The sequence below is a fragment of the Streptomyces pacificus genome (assembly GCF_011766325.1).
Taxonomy (GTDB): Bacteria; Actinomycetota; Actinomycetes; order Streptomycetales; family Streptomycetaceae; genus Streptomyces; species Streptomyces pacificus.
The window spans coordinates 180,508-201,588 of record NZ_BLLG01000007.1 but is presented as its reverse complement, the minus strand read 5'-3'; the positions used below and the strand labels follow the sequence as shown (position 1 = coordinate 201,588).

Annotated in this window: 13 protein-coding genes and 1 pseudogene; 3 read left to right on the top strand and 11 right to left on the bottom strand. The window is 73.4% G+C overall.

The window, feature by feature from the left end; translation table 11 throughout:
• Positions 1–67: 67 nt before the first annotated feature.
• The 6 genes from SCWH03_RS14775 to SCWH03_RS14750 all read right to left on the bottom strand — a co-directional run bounded on the left by SCWH03_RS14775 (position 68) and on the right by SCWH03_RS14750 (position 8,926).
• Positions 68–1,213, bottom strand: coding sequence for an acyl-CoA dehydrogenase family protein (locus SCWH03_RS14775; RefSeq protein ID WP_173264692.1), 1,146 nt, complete (start codon positions 1,211–1,213; stop codon positions 68–70).
• Positions 1,210–3,276 (bottom strand): ATP-binding protein, encoded by a 2,067-nt coding sequence (locus SCWH03_RS14770; protein ID WP_173264691.1) that lies wholly within the window; start codon positions 3,274–3,276, stop codon positions 1,210–1,212. Before SCWH03_RS14770 ends, SCWH03_RS14775 begins: the two co-directional genes overlap by 4 nt.
• 7 nt (positions 3,277–3,283) lie before the next feature.
• Positions 3,284–4,903, bottom strand: a complete 1,620-nt coding sequence (locus SCWH03_RS14765; RefSeq protein WP_173264690.1) for an acyl-CoA carboxylase subunit beta — start codon at positions 4,901–4,903, stop codon at positions 3,284–3,286.
• A 315-nt stretch (positions 4,904–5,218) separates the two neighbouring features.
• Complete coding sequence (locus SCWH03_RS14760; protein WP_173264689.1) at positions 5,219–6,934, bottom strand: acyclic terpene utilization AtuA family protein; 1,716 nt, start codon at positions 6,932–6,934, stop codon at positions 5,219–5,221.
• A gap of 3 nt (positions 6,935–6,937) precedes the next feature.
• Positions 6,938–7,792, bottom strand: coding sequence for a TIGR03084 family metal-binding protein (locus SCWH03_RS14755; RefSeq protein ID WP_173264688.1), 855 nt, complete (start codon positions 7,790–7,792; stop codon positions 6,938–6,940).
• Between the two features lie 201 nt (positions 7,793–7,993).
• Entirely contained in the window at positions 7,994–8,926 is a 933-nt protein-coding gene (locus SCWH03_RS14750; protein ID WP_173264747.1) for an EamA family transporter, read from the bottom strand.
• A gap of 432 nt (positions 8,927–9,358) precedes the next feature.
• Between SCWH03_RS14750 and SCWH03_RS14745 the strand changes: the two genes are divergently transcribed.
• A complete protein-coding gene (locus tag SCWH03_RS14745; RefSeq protein WP_173264687.1) occupies positions 9,359–10,189 on the top strand; it encodes an HAD family hydrolase in 831 nt (276 codons plus the stop codon).
• A gap of 698 nt (positions 10,190–10,887) precedes the next feature.
• Here SCWH03_RS14745 and SCWH03_RS14740 read toward each other — a convergent pair.
• The 3 genes and pseudogenes from SCWH03_RS14740 to SCWH03_RS14730 all read right to left on the bottom strand — a co-directional run.
• Positions 10,888–11,784 (bottom strand): annotated as a pseudogene (locus SCWH03_RS14740) (IS701 family transposase); the annotation flags it as partial.
• A gap of 601 nt (positions 11,785–12,385) precedes the next feature.
• Positions 12,386–12,979, bottom strand: coding sequence for a Uma2 family endonuclease (locus tag SCWH03_RS14735; RefSeq protein WP_173264686.1), 594 nt, complete (start codon positions 12,977–12,979; stop codon positions 12,386–12,388).
• A 228-nt stretch (positions 12,980–13,207) separates the two neighbouring features.
• Positions 13,208–16,318: an FAD-binding and (Fe-S)-binding domain-containing protein gene (locus tag SCWH03_RS14730; protein ID WP_173264685.1), complete on the bottom strand. Its 3,111-nt coding sequence runs from the start codon at positions 16,316–16,318 to the stop codon at positions 13,208–13,210.
• A 132-nt stretch (positions 16,319–16,450) separates the two neighbouring features.
• Here SCWH03_RS14730 and serC point away from each other — a divergent pair, with 132 nt between their 5' ends.
• Both serC and SCWH03_RS14720 read left to right on the top strand, forming a co-directional pair.
• Positions 16,451–17,569, top strand: coding sequence for a phosphoserine transaminase (gene serC / locus SCWH03_RS14725; RefSeq protein ID WP_173264684.1), 1,119 nt, complete (start codon positions 16,451–16,453; stop codon positions 17,567–17,569).
• A gap of 412 nt (positions 17,570–17,981) precedes the next feature.
• The gene (locus tag SCWH03_RS14720) at positions 17,982–18,635 is read left to right on the top strand and encodes a DUF4360 domain-containing protein (RefSeq protein WP_173264683.1); all 654 of its coding nucleotides are present in this window, start codon (positions 17,982–17,984) and stop codon (positions 18,633–18,635) included.
• A 502-nt stretch (positions 18,636–19,137) separates the two neighbouring features.
• Here the strand turns inward: SCWH03_RS14720 and SCWH03_RS14715 are convergent.
• Both SCWH03_RS14715 and SCWH03_RS14710 read right to left on the bottom strand, forming a co-directional pair.
• Positions 19,138–20,004, bottom strand: coding sequence for an ABC transporter permease (locus SCWH03_RS14715; protein ID WP_254076764.1), 867 nt, complete (start codon positions 20,002–20,004; stop codon positions 19,138–19,140).
• A complete protein-coding gene (locus tag SCWH03_RS14710) occupies positions 20,004–20,969 on the bottom strand; it encodes an ATP-binding cassette domain-containing protein (protein WP_173264682.1) in 966 nt (321 codons plus the stop codon). The genes SCWH03_RS14715 and SCWH03_RS14710 overlap by 1 nt, the downstream gene beginning before the upstream one ends.
• Positions 20,970–21,081 lie beyond the last annotated feature (112 nt).

The window sequence follows — 21,081 nt, the reverse complement described above, 5'->3', positions numbered from 1 at the left end:
GACCTGCCACGACCTGCCACGACCCGGACACTGCCCGGACACTGCCGTGGTCGCCAGAATGCCCCCGTCAGTACGACTTGGGGAGACCCAGGGACTGATGCGACACGAAATTCAGCACCATCTCGCGGCTGACCGGGGCGATCCTGGCGACCCGCGCGGCGGTGACCAGGGACGCCAGACCGTACTCCCGGGTGAGGCCGTTGCCGCCGAGCGTGTGGACGGCCTGGTCGACTGCCTTGACGCAGGCCTCGCCGGCCGCGTACTTGGCCATGTTGGCGGCCTCGCCCGCGCCCAGGTCGTCACCGGCGTCGTACAGCGCCGCGGCCTTCTGCATCATCAGCCGGGACAGTTCCAGCTCGATGTGCGCCTGGGCGAGCGGGTGGGCGATGGCCTGGTGGGCGCCGATGGGCGCCTTCCACACCTGCCGTTCCTTGGCGTACTCCACGGCCCGGGCCAGCGCGTAGCGGCCCATGCCGATCCCGAACGCGGCCGTCATGACGCGCTCCGGGTTGAGCCCGGCGAACAGCTGGAGGAGGCCGGCGTCCTCCTCGCCCACCAGCGCGTCCCTCGGCAGCTCCACGTCGTCGAGGACCAGCTCGAACTGCTTCTCCTGGGCGAACAGCTCCATGTCGATCCGGGAGCGGCCGAAGCCGGGCGCGTCCCGCGGGACGATGAACAGGCACGGCTTCAGCTTCCCGGTCCTGGCGTCCTCGGTGCGGCCCACGATCAGCGTCGCGTCGGCGATGTCGACGCCGGAGATGAACACCTTGCGGCCGGAGAGGACCCAGCCGTCGTCGGTGCGCCGCGCGGTGGTGGTGATCCGGTGCGAGTTGGAGCCGGCGTCCGGCTCGGTGATGCCGAAGGCCATGGTGCGGGTGCCGTCGGCGAGGGCGGGGAGCCACGCGCGCCGCTGCTCCTCGGTACCGAAGCGGGCGATGACGGTGCCGCAGATCGCGGGCGAGACCACCATCATCAGCAGGGGGCATCCGGCGGCGCCGAGTTCCTCCAGCACGATGGACAGCTCGGACAGTCCGCCGCCCCCGCCGCCGTACTCCTCCGGGAGGTTGACGCCCAGGTAGCCGAGCTTGGCGGCCTCGGCCCACAGCGCCTCGCGGTCGTGGTCGCGGCCGTGGCGCTTCCCGAGGGCGGCCACCGCGGCCCTCAGCGCGGCGCGCTCTTCGCTTTCGATGATCGTGCCCGTGATCGTGCTCATGACGCGTTCTCCTCCTGTGCTGCGGGGTGGACGACGGCGAGAAGGGCACCGACCTCGACCTGGCGGCCGGGGGCGGCGTGGAGCGCGGTGAGGATGCCGGAGGCGGGAGCGGTGATGCGGTGCTCCATCTTCATCGCCTCCAGCCAGACGAGCGGCTGGCCGGCGGTGACGGCGGCGCCGGGGGCGATGCCCTCGGCGACCCGGACGACCGTGCCGGGCATGGGGGCGAGCAGGGAACCGGGCTGGTGCTGTTCGGCGGGGTCGGGAAAGCGGGGCAGCCGAGTGAGGGCGTGGGACGAGGTGGGCGTGTCGACGTGGACCCGGTCGCCGCCGTACACGGATATCCGGAACTCCCGCTCGACGCCGTCGGATTCGAGCCGCACGGTGTCCGGGTCGGCACGGCGGACCCGGACTCCGGGAAAGCCCTCGGCCTGTACGCCGTCGCGGGTGGTGCGGTAGCGGACCTCGTGCTCGGTGTCCCGGCCGCGGTAGCGCTTGACCTGCGGCTGCGAGGGCAGGTTGCGCCAGCCGCCGAGACGGGCGGTGGTGCCGGCCGTGCGGCCGGCGGCCCCCCGGGCGGCGGCGTCCGCCAGGGCCGCGGCGAGCGCGGCGAGTTCCTCGCCGCCCGCCGCCGCGGTCAGTGCGGGCAGATGCCGGTCGTAGAAGCCGGTGTCCATCCGCGCCTCGGTGAACTCGGGGTGCCGCAGGGACCGTACGAGCAGCTCCCGGTTGGTCACCGGACCGTGGATCACCGCCCGCGCCAGGTCGCCGGCGAGCCGGCGTACGGCCTCCCGCCGGGTCGGCGCCCAGACGACGACCTTGGCGATCATCGCGTCGTAGTGCACCCCGATCCGGTCCCCGTCGCCGTAGCCGGCGTCGACCCGGGTCCACGCCCGGGGAGCAGCGGCACCGGAGGCCCCGGCGTCCGTCGCCGGATCCCGGCCGGACGGCGTACCGGAGGCACCGGGACCCCGGCCGGACGGCGTACCGGAGGCACCCTCACCCGGCAGCAGGCCCAGGCCGGCGCCGGACGCCGGGAAGGACAGCGCGTGGAGCGTGCCCGTCTGCGGGGACCAGGAGCGGGACGGGTCCTCGGCGTACAACCGGGCCTCGACCGCGTGGCCGCGCGGGGCGGGCGGGGCGGGCGGCAGCGCGGCGCCCTCGGCGACGCGGATCTGCAGGGCCACCAGGTCGACGCCGAACACCGCCTCGGTGACGGGGTGTTCCACCTGGAGCCGGGTGTTCATCTCCAGGAAGTGGGCCCGGTCGCCGACCACGAGGAACTCCACCGTGCCCGCGCCCCGGTAGCCGGTCGCCCGGGCGGCACGGACGGCCGCCTCCTCCAGCCGCGCCGCCAGTTCCCCGCCGAGCCCCGGCGCCGGCGCCTCCTCCACGACCTTCTGGTGGCGGCGCTGCAGCGAGCAGTCCCGGGTGCCGAGCGCCCACACCGTGCCGTGGGCGTCCGCGAGGATCTGCACCTCCACATGGCGTCCGCCCTCGACGTACGGTTCGACGAAGACCTCGCCGTCCCCGAAGGCGCTCAGCGCCTCGGCCCGCGCGGCCGCCACCTCGCCCTTCAGGGAACCCAGTTCACGGACGACCCGCATCCCGCGGCCGCCGCCGCCCGCCGCCGCCTTCACCAGCAGGGGAAGGTCGGCGCCGGTGACCGCGTCCGCGTCGAGCGGGGCGATCCCCATCAGCTCCTTGGCCCGGGTCTTGGACGCCATCGCCTCGATGGCGTCCGGGGGCGGCCCGATCCAGGTCAGGCCCGCGGCGATGACCTCGCGGGCGAAGTCGGCGTTCTCGGACAGGAACCCGTAGCCGGGGTGGACGGCGTCCGCGCCGGACGCGAGCGCGGCCTTCACGATCAGGTCGCCGCGCAGATAGGTGGCGGCCGGCGCGGCCCCCGGCAGCCGTACGGCGGCGTCGGCCGCCCGGGTGTGCAGGGCGCCCTCGTCCGGGTCGGCGTGGACGGCGACCGTCGCGATGCCGAGTTCCCGGCAGGTGCGGAACACCCGGCAGGCGATCTCACCGCGGTTGGCGACGAGCAGGGTTTCGATCATCGGGGCCTCACATCCTGAAGACGCCGAAGCCGCCGCGCGCGCCTTCGACCGGGGCCGTGTGGATGGCGGACAGGCACAGGCCGAGGACCGTGCGGGTGTCGCGCGGGTCGATGACGCCGTCGTCGTACAGCCGACCGGACAGGAACATCGGCAGCGACTCGGTCTCGATCTGCTGCTCGACCATCGCGCGCAGTCCCGCGTCGGCCTCCTCGTCGTAGTCCCGCCCCTTCGCGGCGGCCGAGGCGCGGGCGACGATCGACAGCACCCCGGCGAGCTGCTGGGGGCCCATCACCGCGGACTTCGCACTGGGCCAGGCGAACAGGAAGCGCGGGTCGTACGCCCGGCCGCACATCCCGTAGTGCCCGGCGCCGTACGAGGCGCCCATCAGCACCGACAGATGCGGGACCTTCGAGTTGGAGACCGCGTTGATCATCATGGCGCCGTGCTTGATGATGCCGCCCTGCTCGTACTCCCTGCCGACCATGTAGCCGGTGGTGTTGTGCAGGAAGAGCAGCGGGATGTCGCGCTGGTTGGCGAGCTGGATGAACTGGGCGGCCTTCTGCGACTCGGCGCTGAACAGCACCCCCTGCGCGTTGGCGAGGACCCCGACGGGGTGGCCGTGCAGCCGTGCCCAGCCGGTGACCAGGCTCGGGCCGTAGAGCGGCTTGAACTCGTCGAAGTCGGAGCCGTCGACGATCCGGGCGATCACCTCCCGGGGGTCGAACGGGGTCTTCAGGTCCTCCGGGACGATGCCGAGCAGTTCCTCCTCGTCGTACACGGGAGCTTCGGCCGGTGCCGCCGGGGCCGCCGGGGAGCCCGGGGCGGGGTGCGCCTTGCGGTGGTTGAGGCGCGCCACGATGCGGCGGGCGTGGCGGAGTGCGTCGTACTCGTCCAGGGCGTAGTGGTCGGCGAGTCCGGACGTACGGGCGTGCATCTCGGCGCCGCCGAGGGACTCGTCGTCGCTCTCCTCGCCGGTGGCCATCTTCACCAGAGGCGGCCCGCCGAGGAAGACCTTCGACCGTTCCTTGATCATGACGGTGTGGTCGGACATGCCGGGGACGTACGCCCCACCGGCGGTGGAGTTGCCGAAGACGACCGCGATCGTGGGGATTCCGGCGGCGGACAGCCGGGTGAGGTCGCGGAAGAGCGCCCCGCCCGGGATGAAGATCTCCTTCTGGGAGGGGAGGTCCGCGCCGCCGGACTCGACGAGGCTGATCAGCGGCAGCCGGTTGGCGAGCGCGATCTCGTTCGCGCGCAGGACCTTCTTCAGCGTCCAGGGGTTGCTCGCTCCGCCGCGCACGGTGGGGTCGTTGGCGGTGACCAGGCACTCGACGCCCTCGACCGTGCCGATGCCGGTGACGACGGAGGCGCCGACGGGGTGGTCGCTGCCCCACGCGGCGAGCGGCGAGAGCTCCAGGAACGGGGTGTCGGGATCGAGCAGCAGCTCGATCCGCTCCCGGGCCAGGAGCTTGCCCCGCTCGCGGTGGCGTGCGGTGTACTTCTCACCGCCGCCGGCGAGGGCCTTGGCGTGCTCGGCGTCGAGCGCGCCGAGCCGGGCGAGCATGGCCTCCCGGTGGGCGGTGTGGTCGGGGGACGCACTGTCGAGCGTGCTGGCGAGGACGGTCACGGGGTCACCTCCGGTGCGGGGGGCGATGCGGAACGCGGGGGCGCGATGCGCCGGGGCGCGGAGCGCGGCGCGGGACCGGGAGCGCGGAACGCAGCGCGGGACCGGGGCGCGGGACCGGGAGCGCGGAACGCGGCATCCGGACGGCGCCGCCCCGCAGCCCGGCGCGGCGCACCGGATGCCCGCCGCGGGGCGGCGGGCGCCGCCGTGGCACGGTCCGGCGCCCCGGTGGCCCGGTGGCCCGGTGGCCCGCCTGTACCGGGCAGCGCGAGCGGGGCGTGGCGGCGGCCCGGACGGCGGGGCGAGGGCCCGGCCGCGTCACAGCAGCCGCTCCGGGATGTCCATGTGCCGGGCCCGCAGCCACTCCCCCAGGCCCTTCGCCTGCGGGTCGAAGCGGGTACGGGCCGCGACGCCCTCGCCCAGCAGGCCCACGACGGTGAAGTTCAGCGCCCGCAGGTTCGGCAGCACATGGCGTATGACGGTCAGCTCCGCCGTCTCCGGGAGGAGTTCGCGCAGCCGCCGCACGGTCAGCTCGTGCGCCAGCCAGCGCCACTCCTCGTCGCCGCGGACCCACACCCCGATGTTCGCGTCGCCGCCCTTGTCGCCGCTGCGGGCCCCGGCGACCAGGCCGAGGGGCGCGCGGCGGGTGCTCACCCCGGCCGGCAGCGGCTCGGGCAGCGGCGGTTCCGGCACGGGCTCCAGGGCGCGGGTGTGCGGGGCCGGGGGCACGGGCAGCCGGCGGCCGTCGTCGAGTACGGCGGTGTGCGCGACGGACCCCGCGTCCACGTAGGCGGCCTCGAAGACCCCGTACGGCACGCCCTTTCCCGGCGGTTCGGTCACATGGAAGCCCGGGTAGCCGCCGAGTGCCGTCTCGACCGCCGCGCCGCTGACGACCCGGCCAACGGCCTCCGCCTCGCGGTCGCGCACCACCAGCCGCAGCAGCGCGCTCGCGGTCTCCTCGGTGGCGGCGTCCGGCCGGTCGGTGCGGGCCAGTTCCCAGCGGACCTCGGCGGGGCGGGACCCGGCGCGGTCGAACGCGTCCTCGATCTGCTCGCGCGCGAGCCGCGCCTTGGCCTCGATGTCGAGGCCGGTCAGCACGAAGACGACCTCGTTGCGCCAGCCGCCGAGGCGGGTGAGTCCGGTCTTGAGCTGCGGGGGCGGGGCCTCGCCCCGCACACCCGTGATCCGGACCCGGTCCGGGCCGTCCCGGGTGAGCCGCAGGGAGTCGAGGCGGGCGGTGGCGTCGGGGCCCGCGTAGCGTGCTCCGCCCGTCTCGTACAGCAGCTGGGCGGTGACGGTGCCGGTGTCCACGAAGCCGCCGGTGCCGGGGTGCTTGGTGATGACGCTGCTGCCGTCGGCGTGGAGTTCGGCGAGGGGGAACCCGGGGCGGCGCAGGTCCCGGCCCGCGTGGCGCTCGCCGGCGAAGAAGGCGTAGTTGCCGCCCGTCGCCTGGGTGCCGCACTCCAGCACATGCCCGGCGACGACGGCCCCCGCGAGGGCGTCGAGGTCGCCTGGCCCCCAGCCGAAGTGCCACTGGGCGGGCCCGGTGACGAGCGCGGCGTCGGTGACCCGGCCGGTGACGACGACGTCGGCGCCCTCCGCCAGGCAGGCGGCGATCCCGCCGCCGCCGAGGTAGGCGTTGGCGGCCAGAGCGCCGGGGAAGCGGTCGGCGAGGTCGTCGCCCTCGACATGGGCGACGCGCACGGGGACCCCGACCCGGGCGGCGAGTTCCCGCACGGCGCCGGCGAGGCCGGACGGGTTGAGCCCGCCGGCGTTGGCGACGATCCGCACACCGCGCTCGTACGCCAGGCCCAGGCCCTCCTCCAGCTGGCGCAGAAAGGTCCTGGCGTAGCCGAGCCCCGGGTCCTTCATCCGGTCCCGGCCGAGGATGAGCATGGTCAGTTCGGCCAGGTAGTCCCCGGTGAGGACGTCCAGTTCACCGCCGGTGAGCATCTCGCGCACGGCGTCGAAGCGGTCGCCGTAGAAGCCGGAGGCGTTGCCGATCCGCAGCGGGGCGGGCTCCGCGGGCGGCATCGGTCAGGCCCCCTCAGGGGCGCGGCCGGTACCCGCAGGGGCGCGGCCGGTACCCGCAGGGGCGCGGCCGGTGCCCGCAGGGCCGGCGAAGGCCTGGGCGATGTCCAGCCAGCGGTCGGCGTCGGCGCCCTCCGCGCGGACCGCGAGATCGTCCCGGTGCGCGCGCTGGGTCACCAGCAGGCAGAAGTCCAGCGCGGGGCCGGTCACCCTCCCCCCGCCCCCGGCGCCGGGCCCACCGGCGGCGCTCTCGGGCCCCCAGGTCCACAGCTCGCCGCCGGGCCCGGTCAGCTCGACCCGGAACTCCGCCTTCGGCGCCTCGAGTCCGCGCACCAGGTAGGCGTAGTCACGGGCCCGTACGCCGATATGGGCGACGTGCCGCAGCCGGGCGGTCGGCTCCCGGACGACGCCGACGGCGTCGGCCACGTCCTGGCCGTGCGCCCAGGTCTCCATCAGCCGGGCGGTGGCCATCGACCTGGCGCTCATCGGCGGCCCGTACCAGGGGATCCGGGCACCCGGGGGCGCTTCGTACAGCGCCTGCCGGAGCCGTTCGCGGACGGTGCGCCAGTGGGCGAGCAGTTCGGCGGGCGGACGGCGGGCCCCGGCCTCCGCTGCCCGGTCGACGAAGGCGTCCGGCTCGGCGAACGCCTTCTCGACCTCCCGGGCGAAGGCGCCGGGGCTGGTGGCGGCGAGCAGCGCGGTCTCGTCGGTCCAGGCAAGGTGGGCGATCTGGTGGGCGACGGTCCAGCCGGCGGCGGGGGTGGCCGCCCCCCACTGCCCGTCGCCCAGACCGGCCACCAGCCGGTCGAGTTCGTCGCTCTCTGCGCGCAGGTCGTCGATGACGGCCGCGGGGTCGGACACGGGGCGCTCCCTCCGGGACACGGCGTGGTGCCCGGAGCATGACAGCGGACCACGAAACAAGCAAGCATGCTTGCTTTACTTTTCACGGCCGGATGCGGACGGGGCCGGGCGCGAGCCGGGCGGGACCAGGCGCGAGCCGCGTCCGCGGACAGCCTGCGGACAGCCTGCAAACAGCCCGTGGACGCCGCCCGCGGGGCGTCCTCACGCCGTACGGCCGCCCGCGCCTACCTGGGTGCGCACCGCGCCCATGCTCGCCGCGACGACCAGAGCGATCGCCAGCGCGTCGGCCGCGGACAGCGCCTGGTGCAGCACGAGGAACCCGGCCGTCGCGGCGATCGCCGGCTCCAGGCTCATCAGCACGGCGAAGGTGGGCGCGGGCAGCCGCCGCAGGGCGAGGAGTTCCAGTGTGTACGGCAGTACGGACGACATCAGCGCGACCAGGAGACCCAGCCCGATCGTGGACGGGACGAGCAGCGTGCCGCCCGCCTCGGCGAGGCCGAACGGCAGACTGAGGACGGCGCCGACCGCCATCGCCAGGGCCAGCCCGTCGGCCTGCGGGAAGCGGCGTCCGGTGCGGGCGCTGAAGACGATGTACGCCGCCCACATGGCACCCGCGCCGAGGGCGAACGCGGCACCGGCCGGATCGAGCCGGTCGAAGCCCCCGCCGCTCAGCAGGACGACGCCGCCGAGCGCGAGGCCCGCCCAGACGAGGTTCACCGGCCGCCGGGAGACGATCACGGACAGCGCCAGCGGGCCGAGCACCTCGAGGGTCACCGCCGCGCCCAGCGGGATGCGGTCGACGGCCTGGTAGAAGAGCATGTTCATCCCGGCCATCGCCGCACCGAAGGCGACGACCGTGCCCCAGCTGCCGCGGGAGTGGCCGCGGAGCCGGGGCCGGCAGACCAGCAGCAGCACGGCGGCGGCGAGGACCAGCCGGAGCGTGACGACTCCGAGCGCTCCCGCGCGGGGCATCAGCAGCACGGCCACGGCGGCGCCGAACTGCACGGAGAGACCCCCGGCGACGACGAGGGCCACCGGCCCGAGCGAACCCCGGGCGCGCCGTGCACCCGGCCCCAGTTCACCCGACCTCAGCTCACCGGCGGCCTCCGGGAGGGCGACCGTGGCGGCGGCCACCCGCTCCGCACCCTCACGGCCGCCGTCGCCTGGGACCGCATCCGCGCCACGGAGCCTGCCCATCGATCCCTCTCCGTCTACTCGAATGAACCAGCAATTCACCATACTGCACCAAACGCCATGGCACAGAACGCGCCCGGCCACCTCTCCCCCTTCACGCCGCGGAAGCGCGCACCACCCGTGAAACACCGATTGGTCTGCGGTGTCGCCTCTCCGGCGAGCACAAGACCGAGGCGGAACCGTCCCGCGCTGCGGGCGTGAAGTTCGTCAGGATGACCAGCGTGTGCGAGGGACCGACCGAGCGTTTCACCATGGCCTCGGCGAAGCGGGGGGCTGACGCGGTCGATGCGGCAACGCAGCGATTCGCCGGGCCGGCCGTGCCGCCCGTCGCGACGCGGCGAACGTCGCCTGACGCGGCACTAGCCTGGGCCGATGCGGCACCCTCGCTCCCGCCCCCGGCTGATCGCGACCGATCTGGACGGCACGCTGCTACGCCGCGACGGCACCGTATCGGAACGCACCCTGCGCGCCCTGCGGGCGGCCGCGGGGCGCGGCGCCGACATCGTCTTCGTCACCGCGCGGCCACCGCGCTACGTGGACGCCCTGGCCACGGCCACGGGACTCGCGGGCACGGCGGTGTGCAGCAACGGCGCCCAGGTGTACGACGTGCGGGCGCATACGGTCATCCGGTCCCGGACCCTGGTACCGGACACCGCCCGCAGGGTGGCGACAGTCCTCGCCGAAGCGGCACCGGGGCTGGGGTTCGCCGTGGAGACGGGCCTGAGGGTGCTGTACGAACCCTCGTATCTGCTGCGTTTCAGCGGCGGGCTCGCCGCGCAGTCGCCGGTCGCGTCGCTGGGCGACCTGTGGCTGCTGGACGTCCCCATCGTCAAACTGCTCGCCCACTCCCACCGGTTCGGCGCGGACGTGCTCATGGCCCTGGCGGAGGAGACGGCGGGCGGGGAGGCGCAGTTCACCCACTCGGGCGGGCGCGGGCTGCTGGAGATCAGCGCACGGGGCGTCACCAAGGCCGCCGCACTGTCCGCGCTCTGCGCGGAACGGGGCATCACCGCGCACGAAGTGGTGGCGTTCGGCGACATGCCGAACGACCTGGCGATCCTGCGATGGGCGGGCAGCGCCTACGCGATGGGCAACGCGCACCCCTCCGTACTCGCCGCGGTCCCCCGGCGGACCGCGTCCAACGAGGACGACGGCGTGGCCCTGGTCCTGGAGCGCCTCTTCGGCGAAGCCCGACCCCGGTGAGCCTGAACATCCCAGGAGGCTGAGAAGTGAGCTGCCCCGAGTTTCGCAGAGTCCGCAATCGTGTGATCAAGCGGTCTGCGGGACTTCGTGCAGTTGCGCCCAGTGCGCCTGTTCTTACGCCTGGAAGCGTAACCCAAGCTTCAGGGACTCCACGAGAACCAGTGCAGCTCACTTCGCCGTTCACCCGACCCCCTGTCCAAGATCCGAGCACGCATCACGCCTGGCGGAACGCCACCATGACGCCGCCTACGTTTGCTCCCACACCAACGAGTACGAACGCCACCCCCAGAATGCGCGACAGGATTCGCGTCTCCTTCTCTCCTCGAGGAGAGAAGCCCGACAGCGAACGGAACCTGTTCACAGCTTCGGGATTGGCCGCGTTGGCCCAGAGCCAGACGCCAACCGCAAGGAAAAAGCCCCCGACACCGAAGAGTAGAAGCAGCTGACCCCCGACCGGGAGCTCCTCCTTGGCGAAATCCGTCACACCTGCTCCTACAATAATAGACATCCGTCTCACCATTCACCGATCCACGCATAGACCGGTCCGCCCGAAATGTCGGCAGCAAAGACGTCACCGCCCACTCCGAGTTCGAGTTCCCCCACCAGAGCTCCGTCGGCGGTCCGCGTACCACCCGTGCCCCCACCAGGGTCTCGGCGTTTGCCCGGATCGCCCCGGCCTGGGCCGGTTGATCATGCTGGCCTGCGACCCTGACCAGGGTGGCCAGGGATGCCGGCGTGGTGGAGTGACAGCGGTAGTAGGCGAGTTCACCGGTGCTGCGGTTGCGGCGGATCAGCAGCTGGTGGCGGCCCGGGGCCGGCTCGGCGAGGTCGATGACGGCCCAGTCGTAGAACCGCTGCCCCTTCGCGCCGCGTCCGGCCGAGAGCTTCTGCCAGGCCCGCTTCGGCACCTTCGCCGCCAGGGCATCCGCGCGGAACTTGCCTGCTCCGGTGGGCACTTCGGCTGAGCAGGCCACCGCGAGGACGTAGCCGATGCCGCGTTCCTGCAGAGCCGTACGGAGTTTCGGGTTGCCGCCGTAGACCTCGTCGCCGGTGACCCAGCCGACGTGGTGTCCGGCGTCCAGGAACCGTTCGATCATCGTGCGGGCCAGGTCCGGCTTGGTCGCGAAGGCGGTGTCCTCGCCGAGGCCGGCGGCCCGGCAGCGGTCCGGGTCGCATGTCCAGGAGCGCGGGATGTGCAGTTCCCGGTCCACCGCCGCGTGCCCGCGTATCCCGGCGTAGACCAGGTAGACCGCTACCTGGGAGTTCTCGATCCGCCCGGCGGTGCCGGTGTACTGGCGCTGGACCCCGACCGTGTGGGTGCCCTTCTTCACGTCGCCGGTCTCGTCGACCACCAGGACCGCGGCCTCGTCATGGAGGTGCTCGACGACGTATTCGCGCACGTCGTCACGGACGCCATCGGCATCCCAGGAGGCCCGGGGCAGTAGATGCTGCATGCCGTGCGGGGCGGCCTCCCCGGCCCACTCCGCGATCGTCCAGCAGTTCTTGCGCGGCAGGTCCGACAGCAGGCCCAGTACCAGCCGCCCGGCCCGCAGCCGGGGTTCGACCCGGGTGAACCGGCCCGCGATCCGGCCCATGGCCACCTCGAACGCCTCCCGCCAACGGACGGGATCTATGCTGTGACCTGCGGCCACCGTCTCATTGTTTCTCCACACAAGTCACGATGATCAACGGTGGCCGCACCCGTCTCCGCACCGGCCCCGACCAGCAAGATCACGAACTACAGCTGGAGTACTAACCAGGTCCGCGACCGGCGCCGCGCCGCGGGCCCGGTTAGGGGAAGCGACCGGCACCGCCGCGGGCTGCCCGTACTCCCGCAACAGCCGGGGCACCCCACGGCGGATCAGCTCATGAGTGACTGAGGTCAGCGAGGCGTGCCGCAGAATGTCGCGGCATGCCTCGCTTGTCATCCGACTGTTATCCGAGCGGGAATGAAGTCGCGACCCAGCCGACTCCCAGGAGGACTGCGAATACTCCCACCAGTCGGAAGGTCCCGGCGGTAGCGCGTCCAGGATTCATGAAATTGACGAAGAAGGCATAGAGACGGGTCGCGGTCCTTCCGAAGTCCCCGATGAGGCAGACACCGAAGACGATCAGGAGGATACCGACGATCAAACTGAACATTTCCACACCATCCCGAATCTCACCGGGTGAACCATGTACCGCTCCACGTCTGATTCAGTCGCGGGGGAACTGCCCGGTCGCGAGGGTGAGATCGACGGGCGTGCCGGTGAGGTCGACGTCCGCGCCGAAGGCGACGGTGGTCTCCACGAGGTAGTCGCCGCCCTTGGGCTGGGTGTACACGTGGCAACGGCCGACGTAGGGGTCGGCGATCAGGTAGACCGGCACCTCGGCGGTCGCGTAGGCCCGCTTCTTGGGGCCGTAGTCGTTGGCCCCGGTGCTCCTCGAGACGACTTCGACCAGGAAGACGACGTCCTCATGACGCCACTGCCCTTTGGCGTTCTTCTCGGCGTCCCCCCTGAGAAGGGTCAGGTCGGTGGCGAACCCGTTCAGGTGGCCGGGGTAGTCGATGCGAACGTCCGACTTGATCCTTTTCCGGGGGTACTGCCCTCGCAACTGGTCGTAGATTTCCGCGATGATGTCCCAATGCGCGTCCCGCTGCGGCGACATGAATACGGTCCCCTCGACGATCTCGACCTTGTACCCCTCGGGGACGGGCATCCGCTCGAGCGCCTCGAACATCTCGTCCAGCGTGCGCTCGTTGTCGCTCTCAGCCATCTCGATCCTGTCGGTCTCCACGACGGTCATCATGGCGCTCCTCCCCGGCCGCCGCGGGTGGCGGCCGGCCGCGCGGTACAACGATACGTACGCCGGCCAGGACACGCCCGGCGTCCACGCGGACGCCTCCGCGATTCCGCCGGCGGGCCGCGCACCACCGGTCCTCCCCTCCCGGTCCTCGCCGAGCCCCCTCCCCGCGCCTCCCCCGCCGCGCACCCTCCCCCCGCCTGTCCCTCTTCGCGGGCTACTCCCCCGAAGTTCTCACCGGCCCTCCGCCGGCCCGTCCTCCCGCCCGTCCGCCGGCCCCACGGCCAGCGCCTCCGGGAGTGCCTCCGCCAGCACCTCCGCCAGATGCCGCCCCCGCCGGCCCGCGAGCTGGTCCAGCTGGGTACGGCAGGAGAAGCCGTCGGCGAGGAGGACGGTGCCGGGTACAGCAGCCCGTACCGAGGGCAGCAGCCGGTCCTCGGCACAGGCCGCCGACACCTCGTAGTGGCCGCGCTCGAAGCCGAAGTTGCCCGCGAGGCCGCAGCAGCCGCCGCTCAGCTCCCCGATGAGGCCGGCCCGTTCGCGCAGTCGGCGCTCCGCGGCGTCGCCGAGTACCGCGTGCTGGTGGCAGTGGGTCTGGCCCGCGGCCGGGCGGTCCAGCCGGGGCGGGCGCCAGTCGGGGGCGTGCTCCTCCAGGGCGGCGGCGAAGGTGGTCACGGAACCGGCGAGCCGGCGGGCCCGCGGGTCGCCGGGCAGCAGTTCCGGGAGGTCGGTGCGCAGCGCGGCCGCGCAGCTCGGTTCGAGGACGACCATCGGGGAACCGCGGTCCTGGACGGGCCCCATCACGTCCAGGGTGCGGCGCATGACGGCGCGGGCGCGGTCCAGCTGGCCGGTGGAGACGTAGGTCAGGCCGCAGCAGACCCGGCCCGGTGGCAGCGAGACTCCCAGGCCCGCCGACTCCAGGACCCGGACGGCGGCGCGGCCGACGGACGGGGAGAGGTACTCGGTGAAGGTGTCGGGCCACAGCACCAGCGGTGAGCCGGGGCTTCCGTGGCGCCGCCACCAGGAGGTGAAGGTGGGCGTGGCCAGGCGCGGGATCCGCCGTTCGGGCGCGATGCCGCCGAGCCGTTTCGCGAGCGACGCGAGGGGCCCCACCCGCGCGGCCGCGTTCAGCGGTCCGGCGAACGGTGCGGCGGCGCGCAGCCAGCGCGGCAGCCACCCCATGGCGTAGTGCGCCGCGGGCCGCCGCCGCCCCGCGTAGTGGTGGTGCAGGAACTCCGCCTTGTAGGTGGCCATGTCGACGCCGACCGGGCAGTCGCTGCGGCAGCCCTTGCAGGACAGGCACAGGTCGAGGGCCTCGTGGACCTCCTGGGAGCGCCAGCCGCCGGTGACCACGTCGCCGGCGAGCATCTCGTGCAGCAGCCGGGCGCGGCCGCGGGTGGAGTGCCGCTCCTCACCGGTCGCGCGGTACGACGGGCACATCACCTCCGGCCCGGGCGAGGGCCCGTCCACCCGGCACTTGGCGACGCCGACGCACCGCAGGACGGCGGCCGTGAAGTCGCCTCCGTCCTGCGGGTAGCCGAAGGCCACGTCCACCGGCTGCCTGGGCAGGACCGCGAAGCGCAGGTTCTCGTCGAGGCGCGCGGGGCGGGCCAGTACGCCGGGGTTCAGTCCGCCCGCCGGGTCCCACAGGTCCTTGAACCGGGCGAACAGCGACACCAGTTCGTCCCCGTACATCCTCGGCAGCAGCTCCGACCGCGCCAGCCCGTCGCCGTGCTCGCCCGACAGCGAACCGCCGTGCGCCACGACCAGCGCGGCCACGTCCTCGGAGAACGCGCGGAAGCGCCGCACGCCCTGCCCGCTCAGCAGGTCGAAGTCGATGCGGACGTGGATGCAGCCGTCGCCGAAGTGGCCGTACGGAGTCCCGCGCAGCCCGTGCTGGGCGAGCAGCGCGCGGAAGTCCCGCAGATAGGCGCCGAGCCGGGCGGGTGGCACCGCGCAGTCCTCCCAGCCGGGCCAGGCCTCTCCCCCGGCGCCTTCGGCCCGGTCGGGGGCGCCCCCGGCGCGGCCGGGGGGAGCGCCCCCGGCGTCCGGGATCCGGGTCGCGGTGCCTGCGGCGTCCTCCCGGACCCGCCAGAGCGCGCGCTGCGCTGCGGGGTCGGTGACGACGGCCCCGTCGAGGGCGTCCGCTCCCCGTACGATCTCCTCCGCGCGGGCCCGCGCCTCGGCGGCGCTCGCCCCGCCCGTCTCGACGAACAGCCAGGCGCCGCCCCTCGGCAGCCCCCGGCCCGCCGCGTCCGGGACGAGGTCCTCCGCCATGCCCTCGACCGTGAGCGGCCGGTACGGCAGCAGTCCGGCGGCGGCCTCGGCGGCCGCGCTCTCGTCCGCGTACCCGAGCAGGGCCAGCGCCCGCGCGGGGGGCGACTCCACCAGCCGCACGGTCGCCTCGGTCAGTACCGCCAGGGTCCCCTCGCTGCCGCAGAAGGCGCGGGCGACGTCGGTGCCGTTCTCGGGAAGCAGCGCGTCCAGCGCGTAGCCGGAGATCCGGCGCGGCATGCCGACGGGGAACCCGGTCCGCAGCAGCGCCAGCCGGTCCGCCACGAGTTCGCGCAGGCCGGGTGGAGCGGCGGCGGGCCCGGCTGCAGCACCACCGGATGGCCCGAGTGCCCCACCGGGTACCCCGCCTGGTGCTCCGCCGAGTACCCCACCGGGTACACCACCTGGTGCTCCGGTGAGGGCGACCCCGGCGCCCGGCCCGTCCCGTCCGGTACCGGTACCGGTACCGGCGCCGGGCGGGTCACTGCCGTGCGGGACTGCGCGGGGCGGCCCCCAGCCCCTCCCCAGCCGCAGCGCCTCGCCCCCGTAGGTCACCACGGACAGCTCGCGGACGTTGTCCGCTGTCGTCCCCCAGGCCACCGAGTGCGAGCCGCAGGCGTTGTTGCCGATCATCCCGCCGAGCGTGCAGCGGCTGTGCGTGGAGGGGTCGGGCCCGAAGGTCAGCCCGTGCCGGCCCGCCTCGTCGCGCAGCCGGTCCAGCACCGCACCGGGCTGGACCACCGCCGTTCGGGCCTCCGGGTCGACGGAGACCACGGACCGCATATGGCGGGTGAAGTCCAGCACGACGCCGGTCCCCGTCGCCTGCCCGGCGATCGACGTCCCGGCTCCCCGGGGCACCACCGGGACCCCGTGGGCGCGGCAGACGGCGAGCGCCGCGGCGACGTCCGCGGCGTCGTACGGGGCGACCACGCCGTCCGGCACCCGGCGGTAGTTGGACGCGTCCATCGTCGTCAGCGCCCGCGCCCCGGTCGAGAAGTCCACCCCGCCGCGGATCTCCGCCCGCAGCGCGCGCTCCAGTCCCCTGCGGTCCGCCACCGTGCGATCAGCCATGGACCCAGCGTGCCCCACGCTCGATCGGGTGACGCCGAGGCGGCGCCGAAAACCGTCCCGACCGGTGGCCGCTTGTCTCATCCGCCGGACATCGGGCCCGGCGGCCTGGTGGGAACGACTAGGCTCCGGCTCGTGCCCGATATCCAGATTCCCGCTGACATCAAGCCCGGCGACGGTCGTTTCGGCGCCGGACCTTCCAAGGTGCGCACGGAGGCGCTCGACGCCCTGGCCGCCACCGGTGCGTCCCTGCTCGGCACCTCCCACCGCCAGGCGCCGGTCAAGAACCTGGTCGGCTCGGTGCGCCAGGGCATCCGCGAGTTGTTCTCCCTCCCCGAGGGCTACGAGGTGATCCTCGGCAACGGCGGCTCCACCGCGTTCTGGGACATCGCGACCCACGGGCTCATCGACGGCAAGTCGCAGCACCTGTCCTTCGGCGAGTTCTCGTCCAAGTTCGCCAAGGCGGCGAAGCTGGCGCCGTGGCTGGCCGAGCCGACCGTGATCTCCTCCGACCCCGGTACGCACCCGCAGCCGCAGGCCGAGGCCGGCGTCGACGTGTACGCCTTCACCCACAACGAGACCTCCACCGGTGTCGCCGCCCCGATCAGGCGCGTCGAAGGGGCCGACGAGGACGCGCTCGTCCTGGTGGACGCCACCTCCGGCGCCGGGGGCCTGCCGGTCGACATCACCGAGACCGACGTCTACTACTTCGCGCCGCAGAAGTCGTTCGCCTCGGACGGCGGGCTGTGGATCGGGGTGTTCTCGCCCGCCGCACTGGAGCGCGCGGCCCGCGTCCACGGCTCCGGCCGGCATGTACCGGAGTTCTTCAGCCTGCCGACGGCGATCGACAACTCGCTGAAGAACCAGACGTACAACACCCCGGCGCTGGCGACCCTCTTCCTGCTCGACCAGCAGCTGAGGTGGTTCAACGGCCAGGGCGGGCTGGACTGGGCGGTCCGGCGGACCGCGGCCTCCGCGGGCAACCTGTACGGCTGGGCTGAGGAGTCGAAGTACGCCGCGCCGTTCGTCGCGGACCCCGCGCAGCGCTCGCAGGTCATCGGCACGATCGACTTCTCTGACGACATCGACGCGGCGGCGGTCGCGAAGGTGCTGCGGGCCAACGGGATCGTGGACACCGAGCCGTACCGCAAGCTGGGCCGCAACCAGCTGCGGATCGCGATGTTCCCGGCGATCGACCCGGCTGACGTCCAGGCGCTGACGGCCTGTGTGGACTACGTGATCGAGAAGCTGTGACCCGCGCGTCGTGAGCGCCGGCCCCCGACCGCGTCCGCAGGGCGTGCCCTGACGCGGAGTCACGGCGTGCCGGGGTGACGGAGAAGAGGTACCGGGGCCCGGCGGCCGCTTCGGCGTCCGCCGGGCCCTCGGCCGTGCGCGGGTGCGGTACGCACCGTCACCGTCCACCGTGCGCACACAAGGTGCTCGGCATGTGGGGGATACGTGCAGCAGGCATGGAGGTACGGCCGATAACCGCCCTACTCGGCCGGTGGGTTGGCCCCTAGGATCCAACCGTCGATGCGATTGACATGTTCACATCTCAACAGTCCAGCACTGTCGGGGTGTGGACACAGGATCGGCCGGACCCCCCGCGGTCCAGGCCCCCGCAAGGCCACCGACCGACTCTCCTCCGACCACAGGAGTGCGCCTCATGCCCCGTGCCTTACGTGCCAGCGCCGCCCTCACCGCGGTCCTCGCCTCCACGCTCGTCGCCGGGAACGCCGGCAGCGCCAACGCGGCCATCATCGCGCCACCCGACAAGATCGCCATCGAGATCGCCACGGTGAACGGCTCGGGCTGCGCGCCCGGGACCGCGGCGGTGGCGGTCTCCCAGGACAACACGGCCTTCACCGTCACCTACAGCAACTACCTCGCCCAGGTCGGCGGAGGCGCCTCGCCCGTCGACTTCCGCAAGAACTGCCAGCTGAACCTGGTCGTCCACGTCCCGCAGGGCTTCACCTACGCCGTCGCCAGCGCGGACTACCGCGGCTTCGCCAGCCTGCAGAGCGGCGCCACCGCCGTGCAGAAGGCGTCCTACTACTTCCAGGGCTCCCCCGACACGGCGGCGAGGGAGCACCCCTACAGCGGCCCGTACAGCGACAACTGGCAGGCCACCGACAACACCGAGTGGGGCCAGCTGGTGTGGGCGCCCTGCGGAGTGCAGCGGAACTTCAACATCAACACCGAACTCCGTGTGAACGCCGGGACGTCCGACCCGTCCACGACCAGCTTCATGACGATGGACTCCACCGACGGCGAGATCAACACGGTCTACCGGCTCGCCTGGAAGGAATGCCCGGCGTAAACCGGATCCCCGGCGCGACCAGGGCGGCCGGCACGACCGGCACAACCGGCACGACCGGCACGACCGGCGCCGGGGCATCACCCCGGCCGGTGCGGACCGCGCCCCGCGCCGGGCAACCGGCGTGACGAAGACCGCCCGGCGCCCGGCCCGGGGACCGCGGCCGGGGACCCGGCGCTCCTGGCCGCAGCGGCGCAGGACTCGCCGGGCCGATGGCGCGTGGCTCCGGTCGACTCCCTCGGACCGGCGCCACGCCGGCCGGGTGGGCCCGCGCCCCCCTCGCGGGCCCACCCTCCGGGCCACACTCCGCAGCAGACCGGGGGCAGCAGACCGGGGGAGACCCGGCGCTCCGGCATCCCCGCCCGAGCGGCCGGAAGCCGGTAGCCGGACGGCCCGACAGCCCGACAGCCCGACAGCCCGACAGCCCGACAGCCCAGCGCCGCGAGAGGCTCGACGACTCAAGGCCCAGCCGTCCAGCGGCCCAGCGGCCCAACCGCTCAACGGCTCAACGGCTCAACCGCTGGAACCTCCGCACCGCCAGCGGCAGGAACACGGCCGTGATGACCAGCGGCCACACCACCGCCATCAGCACCGCGTGCTGTTCGACCCAGGTTCCTCCTCCGGCACCCGGGTTGCCGAACAGTTCCCGCGTCGCCTGGACCGTCGAGGAGACCGGGTTCCAGGCGGCGACCGGCGCCAGCCAGGCCGGCATGAGCGAGGGGGCGACGAACACACTGGAGATCATGGTGAGGGGGAAGACCACGGCGTAGAGGCCGCCGGCGGCCTCCTCGTTCGGCACCACGAGTCCACACCAGACGCCCACCCAGATCAGACTGAACCGCAGCAGCAGCAGGAGCCCGAAGGCGGCCACCGTGTCCACGAGACCGCCGTCGGAACGCCAGCCGATCGCCAGGGCGGTCAGCGCGAGGATCGCCAACTCCGCCACGGCGACCGTCAGATCGGCGAGGCCGCGGCCCGAGCAGACGGCGGAGGAGGACATCGGCATCGAGCGGAAGCGGTCCGTGACGCCCCTCGCCGTGTCCGTGACGACGGCTGTGGCCGTGTTCATGAAGCCGAACGCCATCGTCGAGGCGAACATCCCCGGCATGAGGAACTCCCGGTAGTCCCCACCGCCCGGCACCCGCATGGCACTGCCGAAGACGAACCCGTAGAGCAGCACGGACACCATCGGGAATCCCAGCCGCCACAGGATGAGCACGGGCAGGCGGCGGTAGTGGAGGAGGTCCCGGCGGACGACGTTCCAGCAGTCGGCCAGTACCCAGTACAGCCGCTCGTGCGAACGGTCCACCTGCGGCACGCCCAGGTCGACGGAGGACCTCGCGGCCGTCCCGGTGATCGTTCCGGTCGCCATCACGCCACCTCCGCGCGGTGTCCGGTCAGGCGCAGGAACACGTCGTCGAGGCTCGGTCTGCGCAGCCCGATGTCCTCGACCCGGATGCGCTCGTCCCTCAGTGTGCGGGCGACTTCCGTGAGGGCGGTGACGCGGTCGCTGACGGGTGCGTGAACGCGCCGCCCCTCCTCGTCGGTCTCCGGACCGGCTCCGGGGCCGGCGACCCTGGCGACGATCCCGGCGACCCGCCCCAGGTCCTCCGCCTCGGCGACCACGACCTCGATCCGGTCGCCGCCCACGCGGTTCTTCAGCCCTTCGGGGGTGTCGTCGGCGATGGCCCTGCCGCGGTCGATCACGGTGACCCGTGTGGCCAGCCGGTCGGCCTCGTCCAGGTACTGGGTCGTGAGCAGCACGGTCGTCCCCTCCGAGACCAGGGTGCGGACGGTGTCCCACACTTCGCCGCGCGCCCTGGGGTCGAGTCCGGTCGTCGGCTCGTCCAGGAACAGCACATCGGGGGCGAGGATCAGCGAGGCCGCGAGGTCGAGCCTGCGCCGCATACCGCCGCTGTACTCGGCGACGCCCTTGCCCCCGGCGTCCGCCAGGCCGAAGTGCTCGAGCAGTTCGGCGGCGCGCAGCCGGGCCCGCCGGCCGCCGAGCCGGAAGAGCCGGCCGAACAGCTCGAGGTTCTGCCGGCCGGTGAGCCCCTCGTCGAGGGCCGCGTACTGCCCGGCCAGGCCTATGCGCCGGCGCACGCCGTGCGGGTCGCGCGCGACGTCGAGGCCGGCGACGAGGGCGCGGCCGCCTTCGAAGCGCAGCAGGGTCGCCAGGGCCCGCACCGCGGTGGTCTTGCCCGCGCCGTTCGGCCCGAGGAGCCCGTGGACCGTGCCGCGCGGGATGTGGAGGTCGAGCCCGTCGAGCGCGTTCGTGCCGCCATAGCGCTTGCGCAGGCCCTCGGCGCACACCGCCGGTCCGCCGCGATCGTTCATGCCGTCCGCCTTTCGGGGTCCGTGGGATCGAGCGCCGCCCCGGGGAAGCCGGCACAGGAGTCCGGTTCCGGGAGGGGCACCCAGAAACTGGGTACACCGTACACTATTTCGA